We start from the raw sequence: 15,465 nt of genomic DNA on the forward strand, positions 1-15,465 counted from the left end.
TACCATGGCCGGACTCACCTCGCTCATCCCGACCAGGTCCACCACCCCCACCGACGACTCCGCCGGCACCCGCCGCGACTCGGTCGAGCGGTCGGTACGCGTGCTCGACCGCATCCGGACGCCGCGCGGGATCGGCGGCCGGGCTCCGCACCACGCGGGCCTCGTGGTGGGGACACTGGCCGCCATCTCCCTGATCAGCAGCGTCTCGGTGACCTTTCGCCACGTCATCGCGATACCGCGTGACTGGGTGGACCGCTACGTCATCTCCGCGCCCGACACCAGCTTCGCCTGGGCGTTCGTGCTGGCCCTGCTGGCCGTCGCGATCTCGGCCCGAAAAAGGGTGGCGTGGTGGCTGACCGCGCTGTACCTGCTGCTCTTCGCCGGCACCAACGCGCTGCTGCTGGTCCCGGAGATCGGTCGTGAATACGACGTCACCATGGCCGGTCGGATCAGCCTGGTCATCGGACTCAGCATCGACGCCGCCGTGCTGGTGTTCCTGGCGATCACCTACCGGCAGTTCTACACACGCGTGCGCCGTGGCGCGCTGCTCAAGGCGTTGGCGGTGCTCGCCGGTGGCCTGCTGGCCGCCACGCTCGTCGGCTGGGGTCTGGTCGAGGCCTTCCCCCGCAGCCTCACCGCCGACCAGCGACTCGCCTACGCGTTCAACCGGGTGGTGACGTTCTCCTCGGTGGACAAGGGCACCTTCGACGGCAACCACACCTATACCGTCATCAACTCGCTCCTCGGTCTGCTGGGCGCGCTCGCGCTGATCCTCGCCGCGATCGTGCTGTTCCGATCGCAGCGACTCGCGGGCCTGCTGACCCCCGCCGACGAACGACTCATCCGCGCCCTCATCGACACCTACAACGACGACGACTCGCTGGCGTACTTCTCCACCCGGCGCGACAAAGCGGTCGTGTTCGCGCCGAATGCGCACGCCGCCATCACCTATCGCGTCGAGGTGGGTGTGTGCCTGGCCAGCGGCGACCCCATCGGCGACCCCCGACACTGGCCGGATGCGATCGCCGAGTTCCTCCAACTGTGCGAGCGCTACGGCTGGCATCCCGCCGCGATGGGGGCCAGCGAACGCGGCGCCACCGCATTCTCCGCGGCCGGGATGACCGCGCTGAACATCGGCGACGAGGCCATCGTCGACACCCGCTCCTACAGCCTGGCCGGGCCGGACATGCGCGGTGTGCGTCAAGCCGTGACCCGATGCCTGCGTGCGGGCATCACCGTGCGGATACGTCGTCACGGCGACCTGTCCGACGCCGAGATGGCGGGTGTGACCGAGCGCGCCGACGCCTGGCGGGACACCGACGAGGAGCGCGGGTTCGCCATGGCGTTGAGCCGTCTCGGGGACCCACTCGACGACGACTGCCTGCTGGTGGAGGCGGTCGCGGACGCGGGCACCGCCGGCGAGAAGGTCGTCGGGATGCTGTCGTTCGTCCCCTGGGGCCGCACCGGCGTCTCCCTGGACCTGATGCGTCGCGACCGCGGTTCGATCAACGGGATCGTCGAGACCATGGTCACCGAACTGGCCACCAACGCGGCGACGTTCAACATCACGCGGATCTCGCTGAACTTCGCGGCCTTCCGCGAGGTGTTCGCCCACGGCGAGAAGATCGGCGCCGGACCGGTGATGAAGGGCGCGCACGGTGTCCTCACCTTCGCGTCGCGGTTCGTGCAGATGGAGTCGCTCTACCGGTCCAACGACAAGTACCTGCCCACCTGGACCCCGCGATTCCTCTGCTGCGAGGACGCGCGACTGATCCTGCGGGCCGGTATCGCCGCGATCGTGACCGAGGGGTTCGTCACCCTGCCGCAGTTCCGCCGCGACACCCGCGCGCACGTCGGCACGCAGTGCGCGATCCCGGACGGGCTCGACGCCGACATCGTCGTCGCCGAGATCGCCCAGGACGCCCTGACCCGTTCGGAGGGCGTACGCCGGCCCGAGCAGGTCCGGGTCCGACTCGACAAGTTGGCGGCGATGTCGACGGCCGGGGTCGAGGCCTACCCGTCCGCGCGGGCCCCGTCGCACGCGATGGCCGACGCACTGGCCGAGACCGAGGGCACCGACGTCCGCGTCGCCGGCCGCGTCCTGCGCCTACGGGACCTCGGCAAGGTCGTCTTCGCCGACGTGCGGGACTGGACCGGCTCGGTCCAGGTGGTACTCGATGCCGCGGTCTTGGCCGGCGAGACCGTCTCGGGCGCTGTCGATTTCGCCCGTACGGTGGACCTCGGCGACCTGGTCGAGGTGACCGGCACGATGGGTCGCAGTCGCAGCGGCGAGTGGTCGGTGCTGGCCGCGGACTGGCGGATGATCGGCAAGTGCCTGCACCCGTTGCCCGACAAGTGGAGCGGGCTCACCGATCCGGAGGCCCGGGTCCGACAGCGTTACGTCGACCTCGCCATCGATCCGCGTGCCGGGGACCGACTGCGCACCCGCAGTCTGGCGGTGAAGTCCATGCGCGACTTCCTCTCCGACCGCGGCTTCCTCGAAGTGGAGACGCCGATCCTGCAGCGGATCCACGGCGGGGCCAACGCCGAGCCGTTCCGCACCCACATCAACGCCTATGACCTCGACCTGTACCTACGTATCGCACCCGAGCTCTACCTCAAGCGGTTGTGCGTGGGCGGGGTCGAGCGGGTCTTCGAGATCGGTCGGAACTTTCGCAACGAGGGCGTGGACTTCAGCCACAACCCCGAGTTCACCAGCCTGGAGGCCTATCAGGCGCACGGCGACTACGACACGATGCTGCATCTGACCCGTGAGCTGATCCAGAACGCCGCCACCGCGGCACACGGCAGCCCGATCGTGATGCGGCCCGGCCCCGACGGAGCGGTGCCGGTCGACATCTCCGGCGAGTGGCCCGTCGTCACGGTGCACGATGCGGTGTCGGCGGCGGCCGGCGAGCCCGTCGACGCCTCCACGGGAATCGAGCAGCTGCACACCATCTGTGACAGGCTGGCGATCGTCTATCGACCGGAATGGGATGCCGGCCAGATCGTGCTCGAGCTCTACGAGCACCTCGTCGAGGATCGGACCACCATGCCGACGTTCTACAAGGACTTCCCGACGTCGGTGTCGCCGCTGACGCGGTCCGATCCCGATTCCCCCGGCGTCGCCCAGCGATGGGATCTCGTCGCGTGGGGTGTCGAACTGGGCACCGCCTACAGCGAACTCACCGATCCGGTCGAGCAGCGATCCCGACTGACCGCGCAGTCCGAGCGAGCAGCCGGCGGCGACGCCGAGGCCATGGAACTCGACGAGGACTTCCTCACCGCGCTCGAGTACGCGATGCCGCCGACCGGCGGTCTCGGCATCGGTGTCGACCGCGTCATCATGCTGATCACCGGCCAGTCCATCCGCGAGAGCGTCGCGTTCCCGCTGGCCAAACCCCGATGAGCCGCCGGACAGCACTCACCGACCCCGTCGCGCTGCCCGGTCGTCTCGTCGAGATCGATGGACTGACAACCCACGTCCTGGTCGAGGGATCCGGCCCACCGGTGCTGCTGCTCGCGGCTCTGGGCAGCAACTGGTTCGACCTCGACCAGCTCGCCGACGAACTCGTCGACCGGTTCACCGTCATCCGGTACGACCGGCCGGGGTACGGGGCCAGCGAATCCCTGCCCCGTGACCGGTTCCCCACGCTGCGCGGCGAGATCGACCGGATGGCAGCGGTTCTCGACGCGGCAGAGGTCACCGACCCCGTACTCATCGCCGCCCATTCGCTGTCGTCGCTCTACGCCGAGGCGTTCGCGCGGGATCGACCCGAGCGGACTGCCGCGGTGATGATGATCGACGGGACGTTCGTGATGGTGCCGTGGCGGATCCTGCCCACCGCGCTCCGGGTCCGCAACTGCCACCGGGCGGTGCGGGTGGTCGACGCGCTGCGGCTCCCACAGCTAATGGGTCCCGCCGTACATGATTCGGTGTTGCCCACTCCCCCGGGCGGTTTCACCGCAGTTCAGCAGTTCTGGACGCGGGCGGTGTGCACCACGACCACGATGCTGCGGGCCACGTTGGTGGAGAACGCGGCGTTCCCGTCGGTCAACGCCGACCTCATCGAGCTTCGTCGCCGACGGCCCGCCGTCGATGCCGCGGTCACGGTGGTGGCGGCACTCGCCGAGGCGGGCGGATGGCGGCGCTTCTGGCGCTGGCGTCAGGAACGCTACGCCGACATGCTCGGCGGCGTGTTCGAGGAGATCAGTCCCGCGAACCACTTCGTCGTGACCCAGCACCCGGCCGCGATGGGACTCATGATCACCCGACTCGCCCGGCGCGCAGGTCTTCTCGACGCCGACGCATGAGTTGGGTCTAGAGGTTCAGCGCACGTAATTCGGCTGCGGTCGCCATCCGCTCACCGTCCTCCGGCCACAGCCGGGCGAGTCGGTGGCGGGCGATGACTCCCCCACCGATCGGTCCGAAGACCCGTGTTCGACGATGGCTGTTCGGTCTCACGTTCGTCAGCTTCACGGTGCGATCACATCCTGTGTCCGGTTGGTGTCCGTGTGACGCACGTTACAGGTGTGACTCCACCGCACCGGCGTACGACACGCCCCGTTCGGCGGTTCCGATCCCACGAGACGCGGCCGTGATCGTGCGGCCGAAGCCCCTCGCGCGGGTCGGTCACTGTGTTTCCATCGAGACATGAAACCTGATGCCACGGTCGTTCTCGACGGTTACACCTACTTCGAGTGCCCCCGGTGGCACGACGGCCGGGTGTGGGTGTCGGACTTCTACACCTTCGAGGTGCTCTCGGCGCGACCCGACGGCTCTGACGTCCGCGTGGAAGCGACTGTGCCTCAGCAGCCGTCGGGCCTCGGGTGGCTCCCGGACGGACGTCTGCTCGTGGTGTCGATGCGCGATCACACCATCCTGCGACGCGAGGAGGACGGCTCGCTCGTCGTGCACGCCGATCTGTCTGAGCACGTGTCGGCCCACCTCAACGACATGCTGGTCGATGACCGCGGACGCGCCTACGTCGGCAACTTCGGCTTCGACCTGATGAATCAGGGCACCCCGGCCACCGCGAGTGTCATCCGCGTCGACCCGGACGGCTCGTCGACGGTCGTGGCCACCGACCTCTGGTTCCCCAACGGCATGGCGTTGACCCCCGACGGCGAGCTGCTGGTCGACGAGACGCTCGCGAACCGGATCAGCGTGTTCGCCATCGACGACGCCGGCGACCTCGGCGAGCGTCGCGACTGGGCGACGTTCGGCGACCTCCCGGACATGACCGACATGGCGTCGGTGATGGGCGGGATACGGCTTGCCCCGGACGGCTGCGCCATCGACACCGACGGATCGCTGTGGGTCGCCGACGCGCTCGGCGGACGTATCGCCCACGTGGTGGCCGGCCAGGGGGTGGTGGACCAGCTCGACTTCGGCAGCGGCGTGTTCGCCTGCGGCCTCGGCGGCGAGGACGGACGCACCCTCTTCGTCTGTGCGGCACCCGACTTCGACGAGCACGCTCGGAAGGTCGCCCGCGATGGCAAGCTCCTGGCGGTCCAGCTACCCGCGACGACGTGAACGGCACCCTCATTCGCCTGGCGTAACATCCGTACAGTACGGTCTACCCGACTTGCCAACCGATTCGGGGAGATGTTCATGCGCACGTACTTTCGTTCACTTGTAGCGGCGGCAGCGGTGGCAGCCGCCGTCGTCACCGGAGGATTGGCTGCTGCCGGTCCGGCATCAGCCGCGCCGAAGGAGACACCCATCCGCGGACTGACCATCTACAACAGCACCCTGGCCACGTTCGGCGACCACGACTTCTGCCGCGGTACCGTCGCCGCTCGATTCACGTCTCCGAAGCGGGGGATCACGCGGCTGACGTTGACCTCGAACGGGTTCATCGGCAACGGCGCGGGCTGGAAGAAGAACCCGACCTGTCGGGTGCTGGTCATCGCGTCGCAGACGAGCGCAACGGCCCTGTACCGCGACATCTTCATCCCGGCCGCGTTCGGCGCGAAACGCGGACAGACGGTGACCCGCGACATCCGAACGGGTTCCGGTTTGGCACAGCTTGCCGTGGCACCGTATGCGGCAAACAACCCCGTCCGCGTGCCGCAGGGGTCCGGTTTCACCGCGTATCTCCTCGTTCCGTAGACGGCACCTACGACCAGAAGGGCCACCGACAGCGATGCTGTCGGTGGCCCTTCTGTTGTTCGTGTGTCTGAGCTGTTCGTGTGTCCGGCTCTGTGTCAGGTCAGCGCTGCGGCGCCATGGTCGGGTGGATCGGAGCCGGCAGGAAGGTCTGCTCGGTGAGGTACTTGTCCGCACCGGCGGCCGCAGAGCGGCCCTCGGCGATGGCCCACACGATGAGCGACTGTCCGCGACCCGCGTCACCGGCGACGAACACGCCGGGGACGGTGGTCGCGAAGTTGTCGTCGCGCACCACGTTGCCGCGCTCGTTGTAGTCCACGCCCAGCTTGTCGAGGAAGTCCTCGCGCTCGGGTCCGACGAAGCCCATGGCCAGCAGGACGAGATCGCACTCGAGCTCGAAGTCCGAGCCCTCGACCTTCTCGAACCTGCCGCCGCTCATGACGACCTCGTGCGCCGAGAGTCCGGTGACCTTGCCGTCGGACCCGACGAACTTCTCGGTGTTGACCGAGAAGACGCGCTCGCCGCCCTCCTCGTGGGCCGAGGAGACGCGGAACATCAGCGGGTACGTCGGCCACGGGGTGGCCTCGGCACGCTCCTCCGGCGGACGCGGCATGATCTCGAACTGATGCACGATCTCGGCACCCTGCCGCAGCGACGTACCGAGGCAGTCAGCGCCGGTGTCGCCGCCGCCGATGATGACGACCTTCTTGCCCTTGGCGGTGATGGGCGGCTGGCCGTCGGCGTCGGTGACGTCGTCGCCGAGCTGCACCCGGTTGGCCCACGGCAGGAACTCCATGGCCTGGTAGATGCCCTCGAGTTCACGGCCCGGGATGGGCAGGTCGCGCCAGTTGGTCGCGCCGTTGGCCAGCACCACCGCGTCGTAGTCGGCGCGGAGCTGCTCGACGGTGATGTCGACACCGACGTTGACGCCGGTGGTGAACACCGTGCCCTCGGCCTCCATCTGCTCCATCCGACGATCGATGTGGCGCTTCTCCATCTTGAACTCGGGGATCCCGTACCGCAGCAGACCGCCGATGCGGTCGGCCCGCTCGAGCACGGTCACGTCGTGACCGGCCCGTGTGAGCTGCTGCGCGGCAGCCATTCCCGCCGGACCCGAACCGACGACGGCGACGGACTTGCCCGTCTTCACCGTCGGCAGGACGGGCTTCACCCAGCCCTGGTCGAACGCGTTGTTGATGAGCTCGACCTCGACCTGCTTGATGGTCACGGCGGGCTGGTTGATGCCGAGCACGCACGACGCCTCACACGGGGCCGGGCAGAGCCGACCGGTGAACTCCGGGAAGTTGTTCGTCGCGTGCAGACGGTCGATGCCGTCCTCCCACTGGTCCTTGTAGACCAGGTCGTTCCACTCCGGGATCAGATTGCCCAGCGGACAACCCATGTGGCAGAACGGGATCCCGCAGTCCATGCAGCGACTGGCCTGCTCGCGCAGGACCGTCCGATCGAAATCCTCGTAGACCTCACGCCAGTCCTGCAGACGCAGGTCGACCGGACGCCGCTTGGGCAGTTCCCGCTCGGTGTGCTTGAGAAACCCTCGCTGATCAGCCACGTGCAGCCTCCATGATCGCCTCGTCCACGTTGCGGCCGTCCTTCTCTGCCGACTCGATCGCCGCGAGCACCTTCTTGAAATCGCGCGGCATGACCTTGATGAACTTGTTCTTGGTGTTGTCCCAATCGGCCAGGATGGCTGCGGCCACAGGTGAATCGGTCTCGTTGCCGTGCTTGTCGATGATCCCGTGCAGGAATTCCAGATCGTCGGAATCCAGCTCGTCGGGATCGACGAGCTCGGTGTTGAGGTTGTCGGGCAGCTTGCCGAACGGGTCGTAGACGAACGCGATGCCGCCGGACATACCTGCCGCGAAGTTGCGGCCGGTGTCACCGAGCACCACGACGCGACCGCCGGTCATGTACTCACATCCGTGGTCACCCACGCCCTCGACGACGGCTACCGCACCGGAGTTACGAACGCAGAACCGCTCGCCCACCACTCCGCGGAGCAGGATCTCCCCGCCGGTGGCACCGAAGCCGATGACGTTGCCGGCGATGATGTTCTCCTCGGCGACGAACCCCTCGGGCGCGACGCGCGACGGACGGATCACGATGCGACCGCCGGAGAGTCCCTTGCCGACGAAGTCGTTGGCGTCACCCTCGAGCCGCAGCGTGATGCCCTTGGGCAGGAACGCGCCGAAGCTGTTGCCCGCCGACCCGGTGAAGTCGATGATCACCGTGCCCTCGGGGAGGCCGGATGCCCCGTACACCTTGGTCACCTCGTGGCCGAGCATCGTGCCGACCGTGCGGTTGACGTTCGAGATCGCCGACGTGAACGACACCCGCTCGCCCTTGTCGATGGCCGCGCGGCTCTGCGCGATGAGCTGCTGATCGAGCGCCTTGTCGAGCGCGTGATCCTGACGGCCCGAGCAGTACAGGTCCTGGTTCATGAACGGCGAGTCCGCCTCGGCCAGGATCGGCGAGAGGTCGAGCTTGCCCGCCTTCGCACCACTCCAGTGCGCGAGCGCCTTGGCGGTGTCGAGGGCGGCGACCTGACCGACCGCCTCCTGCAGGGTGCGGAATCCCAGGCGCGCCAGCAACTCCCGCACCTCCTCGGCGATGAACATGAAGAAGTTCTCGACGAATTCCGGCTTGCCGGTGAACCGCTGACGCAGCAGCGGGTTCTGCGTGGCGACACCGACGGGGCAGGTGTCGAGGTGGCAGACCCGCATCATGATGCAGCCCGACACCACCAGCGGCGCGGTGGCGAAACCGAACTCCTCGCCGCCGAGCAGCGCGGCCACCACGACGTCACGGCCGGTCTTGAGCTGACCGTCGACCTGCACGACGATGCGGTCGCGGAGACCGTTGAGCAGCAGCGTCTGCTGGGTCTCGGCGAGGCCGAGCTCCCACGGTGCGCCGGCGTGCTTCTCTGACGTCAGCGGGGTGGCACCGGTGCCGCCGTCGTGACCGGAGATGAGCACCACGTCGGCGTGGGCCTTGGACACACCCGCGGCGACGGTGCCGACGCCGACCTCGGAGACCAGCTTCACGTGGATGCGGGCCGCCGGGTTGGCGTTCTTGAGGTCGTGGATCAGCTGCGCCAGGTCCTCGATCGAGTAGATGTCGTGGTGCGGCGGCGGCGAGATCAGACCGACGCCGGGCGTCGAGCCACGGACCTCGGCGACCCAGGGGTACACCTTGTGCGGCGGGAGCTGGCCGCCCTCACCGGGCTTCGCGCCCTGCGCCATCTTGATCTGGATGTCGGTGCAGTTGGTCAGGTAGTGCGACGTGACGCCGAAACGTCCCGACGCGACCTGCTTGATCGCACTGCGTCGCCAGTCGCCGTTCTCGTCGGGCTCGAAGCGGTCGACGCTCTCGCCGCCCTCACCGGAGTTGGACCGACCACCGAGCCGGTTCATGGCGATCGCGAGGGTCTCGTGCGCCTCGGCGGAGATCGAGCCGAAGCTCATCGCACCGGTGGAGAAGCGCTTGACGATCTCCGACGCCGGCTCGACCTTGTCGATCGGGATCGGGTCGCGGTCACCGAAGTTGAACTCGAACAGACCACGCAGCGACGCCATCCGCGTCGACTGGTCGTCGATCAGCTTCGTGTACTCCTTGAACACCTTGTACTGCCCGGTGCGCGTCGCGTGCTGCAACTTGAACACGGTGTCCGGGTTGAACAGGTGGTACTCACCCTCACGGCGCCACTGGTACTCACCGCCGACCTCGAGCTCGCGGTGCGCGCGCTCCTCGGGACGGGCCTGGAAGGCCAGGGTGTGGCGCGAGGCGACGTCGGCGGCGATCTCGTCGAGACCGATGCCGTCGAGGTGGCTCTGCAGTCCGGTGAAGAACTCGTCGACGGTGTCCTGCGAGATGCCGATGACCTGGAACAGCTGCGCGCCGGTGTACGAGGCGAGGGTCGAGATGCCCATCTTGGACATCACCTTGAGCACGCCCTTGCCCGCGGCCTTGATGTAGTTCTTCTGCGCGGTCGCGAAGTCGATGTCGCCGAGCACACCGCGCTCGACCATGTCCTCGATGGACTCGAGTGCCATGTACGGGTTGATCGCCGCGGCACCGAAGCCGACGAGGCACGCCATGTGGTGCACCTCGCGGGCGTCACCCGCCTCGACGAGCAGACCGACCTGGGTGCGCGTCTTCTCCCGCACCAGGTGGTGGTGGACCGCGGAGGTCAGCAGCAGGGACGGGATCGGGGCGAGCTTCTCGTCGGACTCACGGTCGGACAGCACGATGAGGCGAACCCCGTCGGCGATCGCGGCCGAGACCTGCGACCGGACGTCGTCGAGCGCCGCGCGCAGACCGTCGCCGCCCTCGGCCACGGGGTACAGACCGCGGATCTGGACGCTGCGGAAGTCCGGGTAGTTCCCGTCCTCGTTGATGCGCACCAGCTTGGCCAGCGCGTCGTTGTCGAGGATGGGCTGACCGAGCTCGATCTGCCGGCACGACTCGGCGGTCGGGTTGAGGAGGTCGCCCTCCTTGCCGATGGTGACGCCGATGCTGGTGACGACCTCTTCACGGATCGCGTCGAGCGGCGGGTTGGTCACCTGGGCGAAACGCTGCTGGAAGTAGTCGAACAGGGTGCGCGAACGCTGCGAGAGCACTGCGATCGGGGTGTCGGTTCCCATCGACCCGATCGCCTCGGCGCCGGCCTTGGCCATCGGGGTGACGAGCAGGTTGAGTTCTTCGGTGGTGTACCCGAAGACCTGCTGGCGCAGGCGAACCCGGTCGTGCGGCATGTGGGTGTGCGGACGATCCGGTAGATCGTCGAGCGCGAGGAACCCGTCGTCGAGCCACTGCTGGTACGGGTGCAGCGACGCGAGCTCGTCCTTGATCTCGGCGTCGTCGACGATCCGCCCCTGCTCGGTGTCGACCAGGAACATGCGGCCGGGCTGCAGACGCAGCTTCTGGACGACGTCGGCGGGATCGATGTCGAGGACACCGACCTCCGACGCCATGACGACCAGTCCGTCCTTGGTGACCCAGATCCGGCTGGGGCGCAGGCCGTTACGGTCGAGGACCGCGCCGACGACGGTGCCGTCGGTGAAGCACACCGACGCCGGTCCGTCCCACGCCTCCATGAGCGTGGAGTGGTACTGGTAGAACGCCCGGTGCTCGGGCTTCATGCTCTCGTGACGCTCCCAGGCCTCCGGGATCATCATCAGCACGGCGTGCGGCAACGACCGACCACCCAGGTGCAGGAGCTCGAGGACCTCGTCGAAACGTGCTGTGTCCGAGGCACCCTCGGTACAGACCGGGAAGATCTTCTCGGCCGTGTCGGCGCCGAAGACGGAGGTGTCGATCAGCGCCTCGCGGGCGCGCATCCAGTTCTCGTTGCCGGTGACGGTGTTGATCTCACCGTTGTGCGCGATCCGACGGAACGGGTGCGCCAGCGGCCACGACGGGAAGGTGTTGGTGGAGAAGCGCGAGTGGACCAGGCCCAGGGCGCTCTCGAGCCGGGAGTCCTGCAGGTCGAGGTAGAACCCACGCAGCTGCGGCGTGGTGAGCATGCCCTTGTAGACGAACGTGCGGCCCGAGAGGCTCGGGAAGTACACGGTCTCGCGACCGGGACCGTCCTGCCCGGCACCCTTGGTGCCGAGTTCGGTCTCGACGCGCTTGCGCACGACGAATGCTCGCCGTTCGAGTTCGTCGCCGGATGCGCCGGTGATGAACAGCTGACGGAAGGTGGGCATGGCGTCGCGGGCGAGGGCACCGAGCGACGAGTCGTCGATCGGGACGTCGCGCCAGCCGATGACGGTCAGACCCTCGGCCTCGACGATCTTCTCGACCGACTCGCACGCCGTCTTGGCGTCGGTCGAGCCCTGCGGGAGGAAGGCGATGCCGGTGGCGTAGGACCCCTCGGGCGGCAGCTCGGTGTCGATGACCGCACGCAGGAAGCTGTCCGGGACCTGGATCATGATGCCCGCGCCGTCACCGGTGTTCGGCTCGGCACCCGCGGCGCCACGGTGTTCGAGGTTGACCAGGGCTGTGATGGCCTTGTCGACGATGTCGCGACTACGCCGTCCGTGCATGTCCACCACGAAGGCCACGCCGCACGAGTCATGCTCGTTGGCGGGGTGGTAGAGACCCTGTGGACTCGGGTAACGCTGCCCTATGGGGCGGGGAGCCTGCTTCATTTGTTTCGCCCTTACATCGCGCTGACGCGAACATGCCTCACTGCGGCTGAGATTACGGCACTGGCGTGTCGTGAGCCCCAGTTAGGACTGCCTCATTCGGCTCTGACCAGCGCGTACACGCCGATCAGCTGGTGATCGCGCTGCAGTGTCAGCGCCGTTGCTGACATGTGCGGATCCACTCACCTGTGGTCATGGCATCCGTTGATAACCGCCGAGGGGTCTCCCCGGTCCGAGATCATCGGTCAATTTTCTCACGACGGTCCCGCAGAGCTGAAATCGGAGCCAGGAATCGTCGAGGTCGGGGCCGAGCCACGAACCGCCATCTGCTGCGCCGTCTGCTGCAGCGATGAGCGGGTGGAGGCCGAGTACCCCACGATACTGCGCAATCCGCGAGAACCGGAGACAGCGGCGGCGGGGCGGTCATACGTTGAGCAAAGGATCCATCGACCCGGTTGGCAACGGGCAAAGAGAAAGGCGCTCGCATGCGCGCAGTGGTGACCCTGTGTACGACCGCGGTGATCGCAGCCCTGGCCCTGACCGGGCTCGCCGCCACGGCATCGGCCCGTCCACTGCCTGTCACCTACTCGCTCGGTGCGGCCACCGCGGTGGCGATCGACCGGCCCGACAGCTCGCCGCCGGGCGCCAACGACTGGAACTGCCGACCCACAGCGGCGCACCCCCGGCCGGTCGTCCTCAGTCACGGGACGCTGTTCAACATGACGATTGACTGGCAGGCGCTCTCGCCGTTGCTGCGCAACGCCGGATATTGCGTGTACGCGTTCAACTTCGGGCAACAGCCCGGGTCGGACTACCTCGGCTTTCCCGGTGCGGGCAAGGTCGGTGGCACCGGTCCCATCGAGCGGTCGGCCGCGCAGCTCGCCCGGTTCGTCGACCGGGTCAAGGCGTCGACCGGGGTGGCGAAGGTCGACATCGTCGGTCACTCCCAGGGCGGCATGATGCCGCGGTATTACCTCAAGAACCTCGGCGGCGCCGCCTCGGTCGATCAGCTCATCGGGCTGGCTCCGTCGAACCACGGGACGACGGTTCTCGGGCTCGGGCTGATCCCCGGTGTCCCCGAGACACTACGACTCGGTCTGGGCACCGCCATCCGCCAGCAGATCGTCGGGTCGGACTTCCTGCGGCGGCTCAACGCCGGCGGCGACACCGTTCCCGGGGTCCGCTACACCGTCATCGAGACCCGCTACGACGAGGTGGTCACGCCGTACACCTCGGCGTTCCTCACCGGGCCCGACGTGACGAACATCGAGTTGCAGCGCACGTGCAGCCAGGACTACACCGACCATCTGTCGATCACCTACGACCGACGGGCGCTCAGTTACGTTCTGCACGCACTGGATCCGGCCTCTCCGATCGCACCCTGCTCGTTCTCGTCGCCGCTGTCGGGCGCGTAGACGTCCTAGAGCCAGCCGCGACGCTGCGCGGTGGCCGCCGCCTCGGCGCGGGTGTTCGCACCGGTCTTGCCGATCGCACTCGACAGGTAGTTGCGCACGGTCCCGGCGGACAGGTGGACCTGGCCGGCGATGGTGGCCACCGTCGCCCCGGACAGCGCGGCGCGCAGCACCTCTCGCTCCCGGTCGGTCAACGGGCTGTCGCCGTCGGTGAGGCTCTCGGTCGCCAGCGTCGGGTCGATGACGCGCAGCCCGGCGTGCACCCGCCGGACGGCGTCGGCGAGCTCGGCCGCCGGGGTGTCCTTGACGACGAATCCGGACGCACCCGCCTCCACCGCACGACGGAGGTAGCCGGGGCGGCCGAAGGTGGTGACGATCAGCGACCGTGTCTGCGGGAGTTCGCTTTTCAACAGCCTCGCCACCTCGATACCGTCGGCACCGGGCATCTCGATGTCGAGCAGGCAGACATCGGCCGCCGACGCGGCGGCGGCGGCGACCACCTCGTCGCCGCGCCCGACCTGGGCGACGACGACGAGGTCGGACTCGAGACCCAGCAGGGCTGCCAACGCGCCCCGGACCAACGCCTGGTCGTCGGCGAGCAGCAGCCGGATCGGGGTGCTCATCCGAGCGTCACCCGCACCGCGGTGCCCGTCCCGGTCGCCCGGACGCTCAGCGCTCCGCCCGCCGCGTCGACCCGCTCGGTGAGCCCGCGCAGACCGTTGCCGAAGGCGTGTTCGTCGATGCCGCAGCCGTCGTCGACGACCTCGATGTGTCCGTCGGCGACGTCGACCACGCACCGACGGGCGCCGCTGTGACGCACCACGTTGGTCACCGATTCGCGCACCACCCAGGCGAACAGTGCGCTGCGCGCAGGCGAGATGTCGGCGAGGTCGGTGGGCAGGTCGGCCTCGATCTCGGCGGCGGTGAGCGCGGTGCGCGCCGACGCGAGTTCGGTTCGTAGATCCGGCGTGCGCAGGCCACCCACGGTGGACCGCACCTCGGCGAGCGCGTGACGCGACAACGAGTGCAGTTCGGCGAGCTCGAGTTTGGCGCGATCGGGATCGATGTCGACGAGGCGTCCGGCGAGTTCGGACTTCAGCGTGATCACCGTGAGCGAGTGTCCGAGGATGTCGTGGACGTCGCGCGCCACCCGTTCCCGCTCCGCGATCACGGCGAGCTGCTCGTCGAGTTCGCGTTTGCGGTGTTCGGCGAACTCACGCTCGCGCTCGCGGATCTGCAGGTTCCGCGCCACCAGCATCGCGCCACCGGACACCAGGATCGCCGTCACGATCCCTCCGTCGAAGTCCCAGCCCGGCACCACCTGCGGACCCAGCAGGGCCACCACGACGATCGCGACCACCATCGCGATCCCGGCCCGTTGGCCGAGCCCGAAGACCGACAGCGCGATCAGGTACGGCGCCATGGCCATCGCCGCCTGGCCGATGACCGGGACCGAGGCGGCGACCACGATCACCAGTACGACGAGGAACACCGCGGCTTCGCGGTGATCGGGGTCGTCCAGGCGGAACGGGATCACCCGGATGCAGGCCGCGATGTAGATCCCCGCGAACAGCGCGATGATCGCGAGGCCGTAGGCGATGGCTCCCGCCGACTTGTCCGACGACAGCAGTGCGGCGACCGGATAGCCCAGGAAGACCAGCCAGACGGCCGCGAACGCCCAGCGCACGTCTCGCTGGGCGTTGCCGCGGGCCCTCAGGCGGGCCAGGACGCCGGTGTTCACCTCTGCGACTCTATGGGTGCGGGTGCGATCTCG

Annotated in this window: 10 protein-coding genes; 5 read left to right on the top strand and 5 right to left on the bottom strand. The window is 68.3% G+C overall.

Annotation, left to right across the window (positions count from 1 at the left end; translation table 11 throughout):
• The first annotated feature begins 4 nt into the window (after positions 1-4).
• Together lysX and JHC79_RS06390 are read left to right on the top strand one after the other, a co-directional pair.
• A complete protein-coding gene (gene lysX, locus JHC79_RS06385) occupies positions 5-3,409 on the top strand; it encodes a bifunctional lysylphosphatidylglycerol synthetase/lysine--tRNA ligase LysX (protein WP_296389328.1) in 3,405 nt (1,134 codons plus the stop codon).
• Positions 3,406-4,314, top strand: coding sequence for an alpha/beta hydrolase (locus JHC79_RS06390; RefSeq protein ID WP_296389329.1), 909 nt, complete (start codon positions 3,406-3,408; stop codon positions 4,312-4,314). Before lysX ends, JHC79_RS06390 begins: the two co-directional genes overlap by 4 nt.
• A gap of 7 nt (positions 4,315-4,321) precedes the next feature.
• Here the strand turns inward: JHC79_RS06390 and JHC79_RS06395 are convergent, their stop codons facing one another.
• Entirely contained in the window at positions 4,322-4,465 is a 144-nt protein-coding gene (locus JHC79_RS06395; RefSeq protein WP_253661207.1) for a hypothetical protein, read from the bottom strand.
• A 189-nt stretch (positions 4,466-4,654) separates the two neighbouring features.
• Between JHC79_RS06395 and JHC79_RS06400 the strand changes: the two genes are divergently transcribed.
• Positions 4,655-5,536 carry an SMP-30/gluconolactonase/LRE family protein gene (locus JHC79_RS06400; RefSeq protein ID WP_296389330.1) on the top strand — a complete coding sequence of 294 codons (882 nt, stop codon included), beginning with the start codon at positions 4,655-4,657 and terminating at the stop codon, positions 5,534-5,536.
• A 117-nt stretch (positions 5,537-5,653) separates the two neighbouring features.
• A complete protein-coding gene (locus JHC79_RS06405) occupies positions 5,654-6,115 on the top strand; it encodes an enoyl-CoA hydratase (RefSeq protein WP_296389331.1) in 462 nt (153 codons plus the stop codon).
• A gap of 100 nt (positions 6,116-6,215) precedes the next feature.
• Here the strand turns inward: JHC79_RS06405 and JHC79_RS06410 are convergent, their stop codons facing one another.
• Entirely contained in the window at positions 6,216-7,682 is a 1,467-nt protein-coding gene (locus tag JHC79_RS06410; RefSeq protein ID WP_296389332.1) for a glutamate synthase subunit beta, read from the bottom strand.
• Entirely contained in the window at positions 7,675-12,282 is a 4,608-nt protein-coding gene (gene gltB, locus JHC79_RS06415; RefSeq protein WP_296389333.1) for a glutamate synthase large subunit, read from the bottom strand. Before gltB ends, JHC79_RS06410 begins: the two co-directional genes overlap by 8 nt.
• A gap of 482 nt (positions 12,283-12,764) precedes the next feature.
• Between gltB and JHC79_RS06420 the strand changes: the two genes are divergently transcribed.
• Positions 12,765-13,694 (top strand): alpha/beta fold hydrolase, encoded by a 930-nt coding sequence (locus JHC79_RS06420; RefSeq protein ID WP_296389334.1) that lies wholly within the window; start codon positions 12,765-12,767, stop codon positions 13,692-13,694.
• Between the two features lie 5 nt (positions 13,695-13,699).
• On the opposite strand, the gene JHC79_RS06425 is transcribed toward JHC79_RS06420, so the two are convergent.
• Together JHC79_RS06425 and JHC79_RS06430 are read right to left on the bottom strand one after the other, a co-directional pair.
• Positions 13,700-14,314: a response regulator transcription factor gene (locus JHC79_RS06425; protein ID WP_296389335.1), complete on the bottom strand. Its 615-nt coding sequence runs from the start codon at positions 14,312-14,314 to the stop codon at positions 13,700-13,702.
• Positions 14,311-15,432: a sensor histidine kinase gene (locus JHC79_RS06430; protein WP_296389336.1), complete on the bottom strand. Its 1,122-nt coding sequence runs from the start codon at positions 15,430-15,432 to the stop codon at positions 14,311-14,313. The genes JHC79_RS06425 and JHC79_RS06430 overlap by 4 nt, the downstream gene beginning before the upstream one ends.
• Between the last annotated feature and the right edge of the window lie 33 nt (positions 15,433-15,465).

Source organism: Williamsia sp., assembly GCF_016462415.1.
Taxonomy (GTDB): domain Bacteria; phylum Actinomycetota; class Actinomycetes; order Mycobacteriales; family Mycobacteriaceae; genus Williamsia_A.